A 17,828-nucleotide genomic window follows, 5' to 3' on the forward strand; every position below is an offset into this window, starting at 1 on the left:
ATATAGCGTCATGGATTACGAAAATATCTTAATTTCAATTGTAGAAAAAGTTGCTACCATCACTATTAACAGACCAACTAAATTAAATGCTTTAAACAAAGCAACCATTAGTGATTTGAGTAATGCTATTCAATCATTATCTAAAAATGATGATGTTCGTATTATTATTTTAACCGGAAGCGGAGAGAAAGCCTTTGTTGCTGGAGCAGATATTTCGGAATTTGCAAATTATACCACTGTTGAAGGCGCACAACTAGCTGCTGAAGGACAGGAGTCTTTGTTTGATTTCATCGAAAACCTTAAAAAGCCAGTTATTGCAGCCGTTAATGGTTTTGCTCTTGGTGGCGGATTAGAATTGGCAATGGCCTGTCATTTTAGAGTTGCTTCGGACAATTCAAAAATGGGACTTCCAGAAGTAACTTTAGGATTAATTCCTGGTTATGGTGGAACACAGCGTTTACCGCAATTAGTTGGAAAAGGCCGTGCAATGGAAATGATTATGACCGCAGCTATGATTACTGCTGAACAAGCAAAAGATTACGGTTTAGTAAATCATGTTGTGCCTCAAGAAGAACTTCTGTCATTTACAAATGTAATCGCTCAGAAAATTATCAAAAATGCACCATTCGCAATTGGAAAAGCAATCAAAGCAATTAATGCCAACTTTAAAGACGGTAAAAATGGTTTTGATACTGAAATAAAATCATTCGGAGAATGTTTTGGAACCGAGGATTTTAAAGAAGGAACCACAGCATTCTTAGAAAAACGTAAAGCTGAATTTACAGGAAAATAAGTTATTTCACAAAGTTACACAAAGACTTCACAGAGATTCACAAAGAAAAAAATTATATAAATCTTTGCGTAACTTTGCGAAGTCTTTGTGCAACTTTGCGGTAAAACACTAGACAAAGTTTGAAAACTTAGAATCTTAGCATCTCAGAACCTTAGCAACTTAAAAAAATGTACGAACCAATATTTGCCCTTTTTTGTGAACGAGTTAAAGAAAGCATCCAAAGCGGAACTTTCGCCAAACTGACCTTGGCCAAAACGATGGGCGATACAGAACTCAAAAATGTTTATTTCAGATTGGTTTTGAATGAAGATAATACATTTTCAATTTCTCTGACTTTTAGATATAAAACAGAAGAAATTGAAAGCATTCATACTTTAGACGAAGCCTTATTGATTTTAGGCACACACATCAAAAATCCTTTTTTAACGGCGCTTTTATTTACAACAGAAGACGATGTTACGTTTAAAGTAAATAAGAAGAACGCAGGAAGCATTATAGAACAGCCACCAACGTTTAAAAATGCTTCGCCAGTAATGTTGGAAATGATTGAGAAGGGGATTGTTTAATAATAACTAATTTGTCAGGCTGAGCGAAGTCGAAGCCTACGTTTGCAGAATCACTTTGCGGGGGCTTCGACTTCGCTCAGCCTGACAGAAAAAACCTTGTTCAAACTCTTAGCGTATCTCTGTGAAACTTCTTTGTGAATCTCTGCGAAATAAGAACTAAACCAGCTTCACAAACAAATTAGAAGCAATTTTATTAGAAATAGATAATTCTCTATCATTCACTTTGATTTTAACCGATAAATCAAAAGATTCTTTAGATAAAAATTCAATTTTAGAACCCAAAGCAATTCCTTGCTTATCCAGATATTTTAAGAACTCTGACGATGTATCTTTTACACCAACACAAACTCCGGTTTGATTCTCTTCAAGCTCTGATAAAAGGTGTTTTTCGATTTTAATGATTCTTCCATTCGCATCAGGAATTGGATCACCATGTGGATCTTCAGTTGGATTTCCTAAAAAATCATCTAAGCGATTAATCAATTGTTCCGATTTGATGTGTTCCAATTGTTCTGCAATATCATGAACTTCATCCCAGCTGAAATTAAGTTTCTCTACCAGAAAAACTTCCCAAAGACGATGTTTTCTCACAATCATTTTGGCAGCCAGTTTTCCGTTTTCAGTTAAAGAAACCCCTTGGTATTTTTTATAATTTACTAAATCTTTCTCTGCTAACTTTTTAAGCATATCGGTTACAGAGGAAGCTTTCGTTTCCATAATTTCGGCAATAGCATTTGTGCTCACTTCAGTTTCTAAAGCTGCTGTCAAGTGATAGATCGATTTAAGGTAATTTTCTTCTGAAAATGTCATTTTTTTAAGCTTCTAAGTTTCTAAGATGCTGAGGTTCTAAGTTTTCTTTTCAGGCTTTTTAATAAAAACCTTAGAATCTTAGTAGCTTAGCATCTTAGAAACTTTATTTAACAATCAACAAAGGTATTGAAATTTTATGTCTCAATTTATCTACTGTTGTGCCAAAAAGAATATCTTTCAATCCAGTGTGGCCGTGGGTTCCCATGACAAGAATGTCAAAATTTCCTTCGTTTATAATTTTCGGAATTACTTTGTTTGGTTTTCCAAAACCAAGTTCTGTTTTGATCTTGAATCCTTTGTCTGAAAGCATGTCCTTGTATTTCAGCAATAATTTCTCATCGATTGTGGTTTCATGATCGTGAACATGAACGCCATACATTAAGGCTCCGACCGTTTCTACAATGTGAATGAGGGTATATTCTGTGTCAATGCCACCCAATTCGAAGGCTTTGTTCAAAGCAGCTTCATCGGCATGTGAGAAATCTACAGAGACTGCAATGTTTTTGATGCTTTGGCTTTCTCTTGGCGAAAACTTCAATTTAAGGTTATGCGGCGAATGATTTATAGTTTTTGATTTGAATTTGGCAATAAATGGTTTGAATATGATATACAGCAATAGAGCGGAGAATGCTATAGCTAATGGAACAACCGTAAACCAAAGAACCATTGGATGATTGGAGCTTGCTAACCATGAAGTAATTTCGTCATAAACCAATTTCGCGTTTAGAGAAACAATGATCGTGGCAATAATCCAAGAAACAACTTGAGTCGTTCTAGAAATATGAAAACCATTCATTTTCGATTTATCACTCACAAAATGGATAAGCGGAATAATAGCAAAACCCAATTGCAAACTCAAAATAACCTGACTAAGAATTAAAAGTTTTCCTGTTACGCTTTCGCCATAAATCAAAATCACGATTACGGCAGGAATAATGGCAATTAAACGTGTAATGATTCTTCGTACCCAAGGCTGAATTCTAAAATGCAAATACCCTTCCATTACAATTTGTCCAGCAAGTGTTCCTGTTACGGTCGAACTTTGTCCGGCAGCAATTAGCGCAATAGCAAATAAAGCTGGTGCCCATTTTGTTCCCAGTAGTGGTTCTAAAAATTTGTGCGCGTCTTGAATTTCGGCCACTTCATACATTCCGTTTTTATGGAAAGTGGCTGCTGCCAGAATTAAAATAGCCGCATTTACAAAGAAAGCAAGATTTAAAGCGATAGTAGAATCTATAAAGTTATATTTTAAAGCTTGCTTGATTCCAGCAGGAGTTCGATCAAATTTTCTAGTTTGCACTAAAGACGAATGCAAGTACAGGTTGTGAGGCATTACAGTTGCACCGATAATTCCGATTGCAATATATAAAGCAGCTGAATTTGGAATGGAGGGAATAAGTCCTTGTAAAACTTTGCCCATTTCTGGTTCTGCAAAAATCATTTCGAAAATAAAAGAGAAGCCAATTATGGCAACCAAAGCGATAATGAAGGCTTCCATCTTGCGAATTCCTTTATTGATCAGGAAAAGCAGTAAAAAGGTATCTAAAACGGTAATTAGAACGGCTTCAAGCAACGGAATTCCGAAAAGCAGATTAATTCCTATTGCCATTCCGAGAACTTCTGCAAGGTCGCAGGCAGCAATTGCAATCTCAGCTAAGAAATATAAAATGTAGTTGATGTATTTGGAATAGGTTTCTCGAGAGGCTTGCGCGAGGTCGCGCTGTGTTACAATTCCGAGGCGCGCACTTAAACTCTGTAAAAGCAACGCCATTAAATTGCTCATTAATAAAACCCAAACCAAAGTGTATCCAAATTGGCTTCCGCCGGCAATGTCAGTCGCCCAGTTTCCTGGATCCATGTAGCCAACGCTTACTAAATATGCAGGGCCTAAGAAGGCTAAAATTTTTCTAAAACCTTTTTTTTTGTTTTCTGTAGAAACCGATTCGTGGACTTCTTCTAAAGATTTGGTCATTGTAAAAGTATTGTTTTCACAAATATAGAGAAAAATTATATTCGCGAAACAATATTTTTAGACGAGTCTAAAAGTTAAATGTTAGAATTTAAACAATTCGGACATAATCCGGATAACGTAAAATTGATTTCGTTCACTTTATAATTGTGTGGCATAATGTAACTCGGCTTTACAGTCTCAAGGCAAGTAATCTCATGACAATTCTCGCAACTAAAGTGAGCATGGTTGTGAATGTGTACACGCTGATGCGAATGATTGCATTTGGCATACTTTACCGTTCCATCCAAATTCGAAATTTTATGAATTAAATCTTCATTAATCAAACGGTCCAAAATTCTGTAAATGGTAACGCGATCGCACAAATCATTCAATTGTTTCTGAATTTCGGTATGCGAAAGAGCCGTTTTAGATTTCTCAAACACCTCTAAAACAGCTGTCTTTGCTGCGGTATTACGTGTAGTCTTCATTTTTTACGGAATTAAAATTTAAACGCAACAATGTTGCAATTGATAAAATTGTATATATTTGCAACAAAATTGCATTAAGCAAAAGTACACATAATGAAGAAAATAAGCACATCCTTTTACGATATTTTAGGAATTTCGAGCGCTACCATTTGTCTGGTGCATTGTTTGATTTTTCCTCTTTTAACGATTCTCCCTTTAGGCTTGAGTCACAACCCAATTATAGATTTACTATTTGCTTCGATAGGTTTATTTGCAATTCTCAAAATTATAAAAAAATCAGCTCTCTTGGTCTCGTCAATTTTGGTTGTTTCAATGGCGCTGATTTGGATTAGTATTTTGACTGAACTCTTTTTCGAAATTCATCTTGATCTGATCTATTTTGGAGGAATCGGAATGATCATCGGACATTTAATCAATTACAAATTACATAGAAAACAAAATCATTAAAAATAGAAATATGGAACAGAAGCATTTTGAAGTGATTATCGTTGGTGGCAGTTATAGCGGATTATCTGCTGCAATGAGTTTAGGACGTTCCTTGCGTCAGGTTTTGGTTATTGACAGCGGTTTGCCTTGCAACAGACAGACACCGCATTCTCATAATTTTATTACTCAAGATGGCGAGAAGCCAACAGTTATTTCGGCGAAAGCCAAATTACAAGTCGAGATTTATAAAACCGTTCAATTTTACAATGGACTTGCGATAAAAGCACTTAAAACAGAAGGCGGTTTCGAGATCATAACCGAATCAGGAGAAATCTTTACAGCGAGAAAAGTATTGTTTGCAACGGGAGTCAAAGATTTGCTTCCTAAAATTGAAGGCTTTGCAGCTTGTTGGGGAATTTCGGTTTTGCATTGTCCGTATTGTCATGGCTATGAAGTAAAAAATGAAAAAACTGCTATTATTGTCAATGGTGAAATGGGATTTGAATATGCTAAACTAATCTCCAATTGGACAAAAGACATGAGATTATGCACCAACGGAAAGTCGGAATTGAGTTTAGAACAAACACAAATTATTAAAAATCATGGCGTTCAGATTTTCGAAGAAGAAATAGATTCTTTTGATCATAAGGAAGGTTATATTAAAAAGATCATTTTTAAGAACGGAGAAAAGGTTGAGGTTAAAGCGATTTATGCCAGACCGTCTTTTGAGCAACATTGTCCAATTCCTGCAACTTTGGGATGCGATAGTAGCGAACAAGGTTTGTTAAAAGTAGATGGCATGCAGAAAACAAATATTGCTGGAGTTTTTGCTAGCGGAGATTGCACAACACAAATGCGATCTGTAGCAATTGCGGTTTCTACGGGTTCTTTTGCTGGAGCGATCATTAATAAAGAGCTTATTGACGAAGATTTTTAATGTATGCGCAAAATTCTCTCGCAAAGTCGCAGAGTCGCCAAGTTTATAAAAAAGCTTTGTGACTTAGCGTCTTTGCGAGATTAAAAAAAATGCTTGCGATTCTTAAAATGGAAAATGTAACATATTGAACTCAATCAGTTTGAAAATTTTTGTTTTAAGGATGAATGTTTGTCAAATATAATTTTTAGTTTTGTCTAAATTTAATTTTACAACAATGAAATATTTATTTTTGACAATATTAATAATTTCAACTCAAAGCATTTTCTCTCAAAATATTACTGGAAAAGTAGAAAGTATACTTCCTATTGGTCAGGAAATTACCATTCGTTTATTAAATACAAACTTTAGAACACAAACCGATTCTTTAGGACTTTATAAATTAGAAAATATTCCTAGCGGGACATATAAAATAAATGTAATCTCAACAGGGTTCAAACCCATAACGCAAAGAATTTCAGTTTTAGAAAATGAAAATCTGAATTTGGATTTTGAATTAGAAGAAGATCAAAATGAATTGAACGAAGTGGTAGTTTCGGGAACTTTAAAACCTGTAAAACGATTAGAAAGTGCCGTTCCCGTTGAGGTATATTCGCCAACTTTCTTTAAGAAAAACCCAACCCCAAGTATTTACGATGCGCTTCAGAATATAAATGGTGTTCGCCCACAGCTCAATTGTGGAGTTTGTAATACGGGAGATATTCATATAAACGGATTGGAAGGTCCCTATACTTTGGTTATGATAGATGGAATGCCAATTGTAAGCAGTCTTTCGACAGTTTATGGTTTGTCTGGAATTCCGAATTCTTTGGTGGAACGAATCGAGATCGTAAAAGGTCCAGCTTCGTCTCTTTATGGGAGTGAAGCCGTTGGTGGCTTGATTAATATTATCACTAAAAATCCAACGAATGCACCGACTTTTTCTGCTGATTATTTTACAACTTCTTATTTTGAAAGCAATCTCGATTTAGGAACGAAATTTAATGTTGGAAAAAAAGCGATTTCGCTTATCGGAATTAATTACTTCAACTACGATCAGGTTATAGATAAAGACAAAGATAATTTTACCGATGTTACGCTTTCTGAACGTATTTCGGTTTTTAATAAATGGAGTTTTAAACGAAATAATAATCGATTATTTACCATTGCAGCACGAGGAATGTATGAAGATCGTTGGGGAGGAGACATTCGTTGGGAGAAAAAATACCGTGGCGGAGATGAAATTTACGGCGAAAGCATTTACACCAAAAGAGCCGAATTAATTGGAAGTTACCAATTGCCGTTTGAAGAAAAATTGATGCTTTCCTTCTCTGGAAATGTTCATTATCAGGACAGCCGTTACGGGACAACATCTTATATTGCCAATCAGAAAATTGGATTTTTACAGCTGACTTGGGATAAAAAAATCGGACGAAACGATTTATTAGCAGGAATCGCAAGCCGATATACCTACTATGACGATAACACGACTGCAACCAAAGAGGCTGAAAATACTTGGCTTCCAGGAATTTTTGTTCAAGACGAAATTACTTTTTCTCCAAAAAGTCAGGTTTTGTTAGGAATGCGTTACGATTATAACTCTATTCATGGCTCTATTTTTACGCCAAGATTTGCGTACAGATTTAAGGCAAGCGAAAACACCATTTTTAGATTAAATGCTGGAACGGGTTTTAGAGTTGTGAATTTGTTTACCGAAGATCATGCGGCGTTGACGGGTTCAAGAGATGTTATTATCAAAAATGATTTGAAACCAGAACAATCTGTAAATGTCAATTTGAATTATATTCAGAAAATCAATTTCGGAAATGGAACGTTTATGGGAATTGAAACGACAGCTTTTTATACTAGATTCAGCAATAAGATCATTTCAGATTACGAAACCAATCCAAACGAAATTATCTACGACAATATTGATGGTTATGCAATAAGCCAAGGAATCAGTACAAATGTCGATCTTAATTTTCCTTCTGGATTAAAATTTATTGTTGGAGCAACGGTTTTAGACAACAAAAATGTCGAAAACGGAATTTCGGAAAGACCTTTTTTGACTGAGAATTTCACCGGAACTTGGAGTGTTTCATACAAAATTCAACCTTGGAATTTATCCATGGATTATACCGGAAATGTTTACAGTCCGATGAAATTGCCTTTGTTGAGCGAAACCGATCCAAGAAGTCCAAATTCGCCTTGGTATAGCATTCAGAACATTCAGTTTACGTATTCAGGATGGAAAGATTTTGAAGTTTATGGAGGAATTAAAAACCTGTTGAACTTTACACCAAAACAAAATAATCCGTTTTTGATTTCAAGAACAAACGACCCATTTGATAAAAATGTTCAATATGATTCGGCAGGAAAAGTATTAGTAACACCAGATAATCCATACGGATTGACATTCGATACCACTTATGTTTATGGACAGAACCAAACTATTCGCGGATTTTTGGGATTACGATATACTTTTAGGTAAATTTATAGGCACAGATTACACGGATTAAAAAGATTTTTAGTCTGTCAGGCTGAGCGAAGTCGAAGCCCCGTTCCAATTGGAGCGCACTTCGACTTCACTCAGGGTGACAAACGAAGTAAAAAATCTTTTCTAATCATTTTAATCTGTGGTTAAAAAGCAAAAAATCTATGTCTTGATGTGTTTAAATTTTTTTAGAAAGATTATTTTTCTTTGTCAGGCTGAGCGAAGTCGAAGCCCCGTTTCAATTGGAGCGCCCTTCGACTTCGCTCAGGGAGACAAACGAAGTGAAACAATCTTTTCAAATCCTTTTAATCTGTGGCAAACAAAACAATGAAAAAGCTAGCTCTACTTATTTTCATCTTCTCGATAACTTCAACAGGATTTTGCCAATTAAAAAGCAGAACTTTTGGAGAAATAGATAGCTTGCAACAAATTCAGAAACGAAAAATTATTGTTTTTATCCATACGGATTGGTGTCAGTTTTGCCAAAGAATGAAAGCGACAACTTTCAAGAATCAAGAGATAATAGAAAAACTAAACTCCAATTTCTATTTTATTGATTTTAATGCAGAAGAAAAACGAGATATTAGATTTAATAATCACACGTTTAAATTTCAACCTTCGGGGAATAATGTTGGTGTTCATGAATTGGCATTACAGCTTGGAACGATAAACAACCAAATAGCATATCCTATTTTATGTGTTTTGAACGATAAGAATGAAATTATCTTTCAGTACAACAATTATATGGCACTAAAAGATTTTAAAGCACTATTAGAAAATCTGGAAAAGTAAATTTTCTTATTTTTGAGAATGAATTCTTCACAAATCCCACATTTCGACTACATATTTACAGGAACAGGACTAGCATCTCTGATGACGGTTTACAAAATGGTTTCGTCTGGAAAATTCTCCGATAAGTCGATTTTACTGCTCGATAAGAATTCGAAGAAAAGCAATGACAGAACTTGGTGTTTTTGGGAGAAAGAAGAAAGTGTTTGGAATTCGGTTATTTCAAAAAAATGGGATTCGGCCTTATTTGCCAATGAGAATTTCAAACGTGATTTGGATCTTAGACCTTATTCATATAATAAAATCAAGGGTTTAGATTTTTATGATTTTGTTTTCAAAACCATCTCAAAACAACCGAATATTACTTTTTTAAACGAAAAAGTGACCGACATCAATGAATTGGAAACTCACGTTTTTGTTGGAACAGAAGAGAATCGATATACTTGCGATTATCTTTTCAATAGCATTTATACTAAGGCTTTCGCCGAAAGGCAAAACAAATATCCCGTTTTGCAACAGCATTTTGTGGGCTGGTTTGTGAAAACGAAAGAGGAAGTTTTCAATCCAGAAGAAGTCACTTTCATGGATTTTTCTGTTGAACAAAAAGGAAATACGCGATTTATGTATGTTTTGCCAACTTCAAAAACAGAGGCTTTGGTTGAATATACTTTATTTTCCGAAAAACTCCTTCCGCAAGAAGAATACGAAAAAGCAATTGAACTGTATCTGAAAAAACTAGGGACAGAAAACTACGAAATTCTCGAGAAAGAGAAGGGAAGTATCCCGATGACTTGCTATCCTTTTTGGAAAAAAAACACCAAGCGGGTTTTGAATATTGGTACGGCTGGTGGCTGGACAAAAGCCAGTACAGGTTATACTTTTAAAAACGCAGATAAAAAATCTTCGGACTTGGTGGAGTTTATTCAAGAGAAAGATTTCGAAATGAAAAGCTTTCATAAAAAGTCTAAGTTTTGGTTTTACGATTTATTGCTTTTGGATATTCTCTATCGTCATAACGAACGGGGAAGTTCTATTTTCTCTTCCTTATTTCGAAAAGGAAATCCGAAATTGATTTTTAAATTTTTAGATGAAGAAACGAGTTTTTTTCAAGATGTTAAAGTTATTTTAAAGTGTCCAAAAATACCATTTATTAAAGCGTTATTTAGAGTGATTTTTCTTTCAAATAAATCTAACTAAAAAGCGTAACCATTGAAAAACATTATTCTAGGATTCAGTTTATTTTTTACCCTTTTATCGTTTGGACAAGTGTCTAAAAACAAAGCACAAGATGAGATTGTTACTCAATATCTCGACAGTTGTGCTTATAAGCATAATTATGTTTTTGAAATGTCTGAGTGGCAAAATTGTATTGACGAGGGTTTGAAAAAAGACAGTACAATTGCCTATTTATGGCAACAGAAAGCAATGCCGTATTTTAAATGTAAAAAGTATGAAGTTGGAATGCCTTATTTGGATAAAGCGGTATTGTATGATAAAGAACGCTGGCTTTCTTATCGTGCCTTTATGAAATGCATTTTTTCACATAGTTACAAAGCGGCTATTGTTGATTTTGATGAAGCTATAAAATTATACGGAAACAGCTATGTTATGGACCATTCTTTTAATTTTTATAAAGCGCTATGTTATCTTCAGTTAAATGAATACGAAAAGGCAGAAAAGCTTTTGGATGATTATGTGAATGATATTTACAAAAACAGACAGCAGTTGGAGCATCCTACGGCTTATTTTTATCAGGGAATTGCAAAGTATGAACTTAAAAAATGGGATGAAGCAATTGCTACTTTTGATAAAGCATTAAAAATATATCCTGAATTCTCTGATGCTAAATATTATAAAGCGATTTGCTGGCTCAAGCAAGGTAAATCTCGCGAGGAAGTTATCGCATTGGTTGGCATAGCAAGAGAAGATGCCGCAAAGGGATTTTCAATTAATGAGGACAATACTATTTATGAGACTTATCCATATCAAAAGAAATTTGGCAAGTAGCCTTTTATGATCGTAAAAAATAGTTGAAAGCCCAAAGTACTTGGTTTTTATTATGACTAAATAGAAACTTACGAGAATAATATGTCTTATTGTTTTACTTTAACGACTTTCAAGGGTAGTTATAGATTTGCATTGTACTTAGATTTGTTTACTGTCTAAAGACATAATATGTCGCTTATGATAGACAATTAACGATGAAAGAACTTGTAAATTAATAAGAATGGCCAAACCTCTAAAATTTGATGAAGAAACAGAAGTAATAGCTGAAATTTGTAAAGCTCTCGGGCATCCGACTAGAGTTCAGATTATGACTCTTCTTTGGAAAAGAGATCAAAGAACATGTGGTGAAATAGTGGAATTAATTCCATTGGCGCAATCAACAATATCCAAGCATTTGCTAGAGCTAAAAAAGGCAAATCTGGTTCATATACAATATGAAGGCAAGAAGACCATTTATTCTGTTGGGGTAGATAATATTAATGCTCTAAAAAAATATTGCAGCAGTTATCTTTCGACAATTGAAATTTCTGAAAAAGATAAGGCAACCGTTTTAACGACAAAACTTAAGCCAAGAGGCAGAAACAGTCATTTAAAACAATACAATTATCAATTTCCCGATAAAAAAATAAAACAGAAAGCTTAATATATAACATAAAATATATTTATGATAAGAGATAAAATAAGAGATGATAAATATTTTGATGAGTTTTTAAATTATGAAAATAATAGGATAATTAAATTTACTCAAATAGTGAAAAAAGTTATTGATGAAAGGGGCGAAGAAGATAAAGGGGCTAGGTCTGGATATGTATTTCTTTTTTCTTTTCATTTCAACAAATTGATTGCAATGTTTTCTGCAGGGAAAAGTATCTTTGAAATACGAAAATTCTTGCCAGATGTTATAGGAATTATGCAAAAAATTTGGAATCCAGAAAATGGATATGTGCAAATGTTATGGATTATTTCGTTAGCAATAACAGTTGAAATTGAAGATACCGAGTTCGAAAAATTAAAAGATTTGGTACAGCAAAATTTACTACAAGATTCTCTTGTCGATTTTTTAATTAGCTATCGTTGTAAAGATTGCAGTCAGTCTCCAAAATTTAAGTTTATACATCCATATAAAAAATTAGAAGAAATAATTTTAAATGATAACAAAGAAGAATCTGTTGTTAAACTGCAGATATATCTTACAAAATACTGGTATCAGGGACATAGAGATTGCGGGTGGCATAATAGTCATAATAGTCAGCATAATGTGTATTCAGGTTATTGGAGTTTTGAAAGTGCGGCGTTAGTGAAGGTCTTAGGATTGGATGATGAAATATTAAAAGAATGCCAGTATTATCCTTATGATTTATTGCATTTTAAAGATTTATAATTTCGAATATTCAGATTTATTAATTAAACTATAACAAAACTTTATACTTCAAATTAACTAGTTGCGAGTAAACTTTGTAACTTTGCAGTTCAAAAAGTACAATTTAAAACAAAAGAATATGTATCCACTAGATATGGTAAAACCAATGGAAGCTGAATTAACAGCAGCTGGTTTTCAAGATTTACATAGTGCTGAAGCTGTTGAGAATGCTATCAAAGCTGAAGGTACCACTTTAGTTGTTGTAAACTCTGTTTGCGGGTGTGCTGCAAGAAATGCACGTCCGGGAGCAAAAATGAGTTTGGATAATGCTAAAAAACCAGATCATTTAATTACTGTTTTTGCAGGTGTAGACAAAGAAGCTGTTGATGCTGCAAGACAACATATGTTTCCATTTCCTCCATCTTCGCCATCTATGGCTTTGTTTAAAAACGGAGAATTGGTTCACATGTTAGAGCGTCACCACATCGAAGGACGCCCAGCGGAATTAATCGCTGAGAATTTGCAAGATGCGTTTAACGAGTTTTGTTAATTTTAAGATACTAAGTTGCTAAGATTCTGAGATACTAAGTTTAGGATTAAAGCGACAATGATTTAAAACTAAAAAGCACTATTAAAATAGTGCTTTTTGTTTTTTTATACGTCTCGCTTCAAAAAACTTAGAATCTTAGCAACTTAGAGATTCCACCCTCCGCCAAGTGCTTTGTACAATTCAACCATGGAGCTTAATTGTCTTTCAGATAATTGTGCTAGACTTAATTGTGCATTAAAAAGATTCGTTTCTACGTCTAAAACTTCTAAGTAAGAAACGTAACCGCTATCATATCTTTCATGAGAGAGTTTGAAGTTTATTAAAGCCGCCTGAACTTGTCTATTGCGGGCTTTCCATTCTTCTTGATAAGTTCTAACGTTTTGTATGGATTGTTCTACTTCAGAAACAGCACCGATATAGGTTTGTTGATAAAGAAATTTGAACTGTTCTGCTTGTTGTCTGTTTATTTCAACCCTTCTTTTGTTTTTTCCGAATGCAAATATTGGTCCCGCAATTCCACCAGAAGCATTTTGCATATACGAGCTTCCTAGAAACAGATTACTCAAATCGGCACTGGCAAATCCGGCAATGGCCGCTAGATTAATAGACGGGAAACGCATTGCTTGAGCTACGCCAATTCTTTCGTTTGCTGCCGCATATCTTAATTCGGCCGCTTTGACGTCGGGTCTGTTTTCTAATAGAGCAGACGGAATTGACAATGGAATCTTACTGACGATCTGCAACTCGGTATTGCTTTTTCCTCTCGGAATTTCAGAAGGTAGCTGACCGGTAAGCAACGCAATTGCATTTTCTTGATACGTTATTTGTCTTTCAATGTTAGGAATTGCAGCTTCGGCAATGGCAACCTGCTGTTCAATCTGCACTTTGTCTACTTCAGAGATATATCCTTTTTCGAATCTCTCGGTTATAATCTGATAGTATTTTTCTCTTGTTTCAAGTGTATGTTTGGTTATTTCCAGCTGATCATCAAAATTTCGCATCTGAAAGTACGCTATTGCAATATTGGCAACAATATCAGACAATATTACTTTACGAGCTTCCTCTGTGGCAAGAAGTTCATTTTTAACAGCATTGTTTTCATGACGATATTTTCCCCAGAAATCAAGTTCCCAAGACATGCTAGCACCAGCTGTAGATGGAGTAATATATTTCTTGTTGCTGTTTATAGTAGCTCCATATTGAAAAGACGGAAATAAATCGGCTTTAGTATAACCCAATTCAGCACGAAACTGCTCAATTCTCGAAACCGCAATTTTTAAATCGTAATTATTCTCAAGACCTTTTTGTATAAGACCTTTTAAAACATCATCATTAAAAAGATCAAACCATTTTAAATTGGTTACCGAAGCGAGACTGTCTAAATTTCTTTCGTTTCTATAAGAATCTGATTTTAACTGCTCAGGTTTTTTATATTTTGGCCCGACCATACATCCGACAGGAAATAAGGAAAGAACCAATACAATAACGATTATCTTATATTTCTTACTCATGGTCTGTAGTATTTGATTCTACATTGTTTTCTCCTGTTGTGATTGTTTCTTCTTTCTTATGTCCAATTTTTTCAATCATAACAAATAGACCTGGTACAATTAATACACCTAAAACGGTGGCGATCAACATGCCGCTAAACACGGCCATTCCCATTACAATACGGGCTTGTGAACCCGCACCTGTAGCGGTCAGTAACGGAACTACTCCAAGGATGAAAGCAAAGGCAGTCATCAGGATCGGTCGAAAACGAAGTCTCGCGGCATACATTGCCGATTCGTAAAGCGGTTTACCTTTCTCATATTCTTCTTTCGCAAATTCAACGATAAGAATAGCATTTTTTGCCACTAATCCGATAAGCAAAACAAGTCCGATTTGAGCAAAAACGTTATTGACGTAAGCATCGCTTCCAAATCTTGCCAAAAGCAGTCCTAAAAACGCTCCAAATACGGCGAAAGGCGCTCCAAGGAGTACACTAAAAGGCAGTTTCCAGCTTTCGTATTGTGCGGCTAGGATTAAGAATACAAAAACTAATGCCATAATAAATACTGAAGAACCTCCAGGGGAATGTTTTTCCTGATAAGACAAGTTGATGTAATCGTAACTCATATCTGCTGGCAAGGTCTGTTTGGCCACTTCTTCTAATGCAGTTAAAGCTTGCGCACTACTGTAACCATCATTTGGGCTTCCTCCAATTTCAGCAGATCGGAATAAATTTAAACGATTCGTAAAATCAGGTCCAGATACTTTGGTTGCGGTAACCAATGTGGAGACTGGAAGCATGTCGCCTTTATTGTTCTTCACATAAATCATGTTTAGATCTTCTGGTTTGACACGATTGACAGCTTCTCCTTGCACATAAACTTTATATTGACGTCCAAAACGGTTAAAGTCATTTACATAACTTCCTCCTAAAAATGCCCCAAGTGCTTCGGTGACTTTAGAAACAGGAATTCCTAATTTCATCGCTTTGTCATTGTCGATATCCAGTTTGATCTGTGGAGTACCAGCATTAAAAGTGGTATAGATTCGTTTTATTTCAGGACGTTGCTGTGCCGCGGCAATAAAATTTTGTGTCTGTTCTGCTAAATATTGAGGTGTATTTCCTCCTCGGTCTTGTAGCATTAAACTAAATCCCGCAGAGGCGCCAAGCCCTTGAATTGCGGGAGGACCAAATGAAAAACAAGTCGCAGTTGTAATTTGAGTGGCCAGTTTTTTATTGAATCTGTCTACAAACTGCTTAGCCGTTTCAGCTCTGTCTTCCCAAGGTTTTAGGGAAATAAAAATGAAAGCGTTGTTGGGCTGATAAGAGTTGGTAAGCATACTAAATCCGTTTATCGTGGTATAAGATAAAATAGATTTTTCTTCTTTAAGAAAACTGTCTACTTTTTTCGATATTTCATCGGTACGTTGCAAGGATGATGCAGGTGGTAAAGCAATATTTACTAAAACATAACCTTGATCTTCTTCAGGAATAAACCCTACTGGAATCTTTTTACCTAAAAGCACAATCGAAACAAGAATTACAGCTAGCAAAACAACAATACGCATTGCTTTTTTAGCGAAAAATGTTGCTCCACCAATATATTTTCCTGTAACATTTTCGAAAACCCTATTAAACCAAGAAAAGAATTTAGCTAGCCATCCTTTTTGCTGATCTACAGGTTTTGTTGGTTTTAAAAGCATGGCACAAAGTGCGGGACTTAAAGACAAAGCACTAAATGCCGAAAAGGCGACCGAGACGGCAATGGTTATAGCAAACTGTTGATAAAAACGTCCCGTAATTCCGGGTGTCATAGCAACTGGAATAAAAACGGCGCAGAGGATTAATGCAATTGCAATTACGGGTCCAGAAACGTCTTTCATGGCCTGAATAGTTGCTTCCCGCGGATTTTTCCCATGTTCTATATGATGTATTACGGCTTCTACAACCACAATAGCATCATCGACCACGATACCAATCGCTAATACTAATCCTAAAAGCGAAAGTGTATTGATAGAAAAACCTAACATTGGAAAAACGGCAATAGTACCAATTAAAGAAACAGGAACGGTAATTAACGGAATTAAAGTGGCGCGCCAGTTTTGCAGGAATATAAAAACCACTAAAATAACTAGTATAATGGCTTCAAAAAGAGTGTGTACAATATCATCAACTCCTGCAGTAATAGCCAATGTTGTATCTAAAGATTCTTGATATACAATGTCTTGCGGAAATCTTTCAGACAATTGTTTCATGGTCGTTTTTGCCATTTCTGCCACATCAAGAGCATTACTTCCGGGCATTTGATATAAGGCAATAACCGCACTTGGAGAACTGTTTCTTCTGGCTGTTGAGCTGTAATTTTCGGTTCCTAATTCAATTCGGGCAATATCGGCCAATAAAACCTGAGCTCCATCTTCTTTGCTTCGAACTACGATATTTCCAAATTCTTGTTCGGTTACTAATCGGTCTTGGAGTGTTACACCATATGTAAATTCGGTATTTGGAGGGGCGGGTTCAGCTCCAAATTTTCCTCCTGGGCTAATCATGTTTTGTGCATTCAGTGCATTTTTAACATCTTCAACCGTAACGCCGAGTTTATTCATTATGTCTGCCTTAAGCCAAATACGCATAGAATAATCGCTTCCTCCAAAAAGAGCAACCTCTCCAACTCCTTTTATACGAGCTAGTTGGTCAACAACATTGATACTGGCGTAGTTATTTAAAAACTTGGCATCATATTTTGGATTATTGGATGTAATGGTAAATAACATCATCGGGAATGAAAGAGACTTTTTTACCACAACACCCTGCTGTTTTACGCTTGAAGGCATAAAGGGAGCAGACTGGTTTTGTCTATTTTGCGTTAGCATATTGGCGTTGTCCAAATTTGTACCTACGTCAAAAGTTACCTCAATGGTACAAGCACCATCAGAAGTATTAACTGATTTCATGTACAACATGTTTTCAACACCATTCACTTTTTGCTCGATAGGAGTAGCAACTGCCTGTTCTACATTGAGGGCATTTGCTCCTGTAAAAGAAGTAGTGATTTTTACAACTGGCGGATTGATATCCGGATATTGCGAAATAGGTGTTTTTTGCAGTGCCAGTAATCCAAGTATCACAATAATAATACTAATTACAATGGCAACAATCGGTCTTCGGACGAAAAATTCTCCCATAATA

At 35.3% G+C, this 17,828-nt stretch carries 16 protein-coding genes; 11 read left to right on the forward strand and 5 right to left on the reverse strand.

Translation table 11 applies throughout. From position 1 onward, the window contains the following. Positions 1 to 10 precede the first annotated feature (10 nt). The gene (locus AC3Y25_RS21615) at positions 11 to 793 is read left to right on the forward strand and encodes an enoyl-CoA hydratase/isomerase family protein (RefSeq protein ID WP_427875627.1); all 783 of its coding nucleotides are present in this window, start codon (positions 11 to 13) and stop codon (positions 791 to 793) included. A 167-nt stretch (positions 794 to 960) separates the two neighbouring features. Then, positions 961 to 1,359, forward strand: coding sequence for a hypothetical protein (locus AC3Y25_RS21620; RefSeq protein WP_489904177.1), 399 nt, complete (start codon positions 961 to 963; stop codon positions 1,357 to 1,359). Between the two features lie 156 nt (positions 1,360 to 1,515). On the opposite strand, the gene AC3Y25_RS21625 is transcribed toward AC3Y25_RS21620, so the two are convergent. The 3 genes from AC3Y25_RS21625 to AC3Y25_RS21635 all read right to left on the reverse strand — a co-directional run bounded on the left by AC3Y25_RS21625 (position 1,516) and on the right by AC3Y25_RS21635 (position 4,608). Beyond that, entirely contained in the window at positions 1,516 to 2,169 is a 654-nt protein-coding gene (locus tag AC3Y25_RS21625; protein WP_489904178.1) for a metal-dependent transcriptional regulator, read from the reverse strand. A gap of 103 nt (positions 2,170 to 2,272) precedes the next feature. After that, entirely contained in the window at positions 2,273 to 4,141 is a 1,869-nt protein-coding gene (locus AC3Y25_RS21630) for an Nramp family divalent metal transporter (protein ID WP_489904179.1), read from the reverse strand. A gap of 74 nt (positions 4,142 to 4,215) precedes the next feature. Then, entirely contained in the window at positions 4,216 to 4,608 is a 393-nt protein-coding gene (locus AC3Y25_RS21635; protein WP_489904180.1) for a Fur family transcriptional regulator, read from the reverse strand. Positions 4,609 to 4,701: 93 nt separating this feature from the next. Here AC3Y25_RS21635 and AC3Y25_RS21640 point away from each other — a divergent pair, with 93 nt between their 5' ends. The 9 genes from AC3Y25_RS21640 to AC3Y25_RS21680 all read left to right on the forward strand — a co-directional run bounded on the left by AC3Y25_RS21640 (position 4,702) and on the right by AC3Y25_RS21680 (position 13,147). After that, on the forward strand, positions 4,702 to 5,055 hold the full coding sequence (locus AC3Y25_RS21640; RefSeq protein ID WP_095930228.1) for a MerC domain-containing protein: 354 nt from the start codon (positions 4,702 to 4,704) through the stop codon (positions 5,053 to 5,055). A gap of 10 nt (positions 5,056 to 5,065) precedes the next feature. Then, positions 5,066 to 5,971 carry an NAD(P)/FAD-dependent oxidoreductase gene (locus tag AC3Y25_RS21645; protein WP_489904181.1) on the forward strand — a complete coding sequence of 302 codons (906 nt, stop codon included), beginning with the start codon at positions 5,066 to 5,068 and terminating at the stop codon, positions 5,969 to 5,971. 214 nt (positions 5,972 to 6,185) lie between these two features. Beyond that, positions 6,186 to 8,438 carry a TonB-dependent receptor gene (locus AC3Y25_RS21650; protein WP_489904182.1) on the forward strand — a complete coding sequence of 751 codons (2,253 nt, stop codon included), beginning with the start codon at positions 6,186 to 6,188 and terminating at the stop codon, positions 8,436 to 8,438. 330 nt (positions 8,439 to 8,768) lie between these two features. Continuing rightward, positions 8,769 to 9,233 (forward strand): thioredoxin family protein, encoded by a 465-nt coding sequence (locus tag AC3Y25_RS21655; RefSeq protein ID WP_489904183.1) that lies wholly within the window; start codon positions 8,769 to 8,771, stop codon positions 9,231 to 9,233. A gap of 18 nt (positions 9,234 to 9,251) precedes the next feature. Further along, on the forward strand, positions 9,252 to 10,427 hold the full coding sequence (locus tag AC3Y25_RS21660) for a lycopene cyclase family protein (RefSeq protein WP_489904184.1): 1,176 nt from the start codon (positions 9,252 to 9,254) through the stop codon (positions 10,425 to 10,427). A gap of 12 nt (positions 10,428 to 10,439) precedes the next feature. Continuing rightward, entirely contained in the window at positions 10,440 to 11,237 is a 798-nt protein-coding gene (locus tag AC3Y25_RS21665) for a tetratricopeptide repeat protein (RefSeq protein WP_489904185.1), read from the forward strand. Between the two features lie 220 nt (positions 11,238 to 11,457). After that, on the forward strand, positions 11,458 to 11,880 hold the full coding sequence (locus tag AC3Y25_RS21670) for an ArsR/SmtB family transcription factor (RefSeq protein ID WP_489904186.1): 423 nt from the start codon (positions 11,458 to 11,460) through the stop codon (positions 11,878 to 11,880). Between the two features lie 21 nt (positions 11,881 to 11,901). Then, positions 11,902 to 12,618 (forward strand): PoNi-like cognate immunity protein, encoded by a 717-nt coding sequence (locus tag AC3Y25_RS21675; protein WP_489904187.1) that lies wholly within the window; start codon positions 11,902 to 11,904, stop codon positions 12,616 to 12,618. Positions 12,619 to 12,736: 118 nt separating this feature from the next. After that, on the forward strand, positions 12,737 to 13,147 hold the full coding sequence (locus AC3Y25_RS21680; protein ID WP_111284876.1) for a BrxA/BrxB family bacilliredoxin: 411 nt from the start codon (positions 12,737 to 12,739) through the stop codon (positions 13,145 to 13,147). Between the two features lie 143 nt (positions 13,148 to 13,290). Here AC3Y25_RS21680 and AC3Y25_RS21685 read toward each other — a convergent pair whose 3' ends face one another. Continuing rightward, positions 13,291 to 14,658: an efflux transporter outer membrane subunit gene (locus tag AC3Y25_RS21685; protein ID WP_489904188.1), complete on the reverse strand. Its 1,368-nt coding sequence runs from the start codon at positions 14,656 to 14,658 to the stop codon at positions 13,291 to 13,293. Beyond that, a complete protein-coding gene (locus AC3Y25_RS21690; protein WP_489904189.1) occupies positions 14,651 to 17,824 on the reverse strand; it encodes an efflux RND transporter permease subunit in 3,174 nt (1,057 codons plus the stop codon). The genes AC3Y25_RS21685 and AC3Y25_RS21690 overlap by 8 nt, the downstream gene beginning before the upstream one ends. Positions 17,825 to 17,828: the final 4 nt, after the last annotated feature.

It is taken from the genome of Flavobacterium sp. LK-23 (assembly GCF_058135255.1).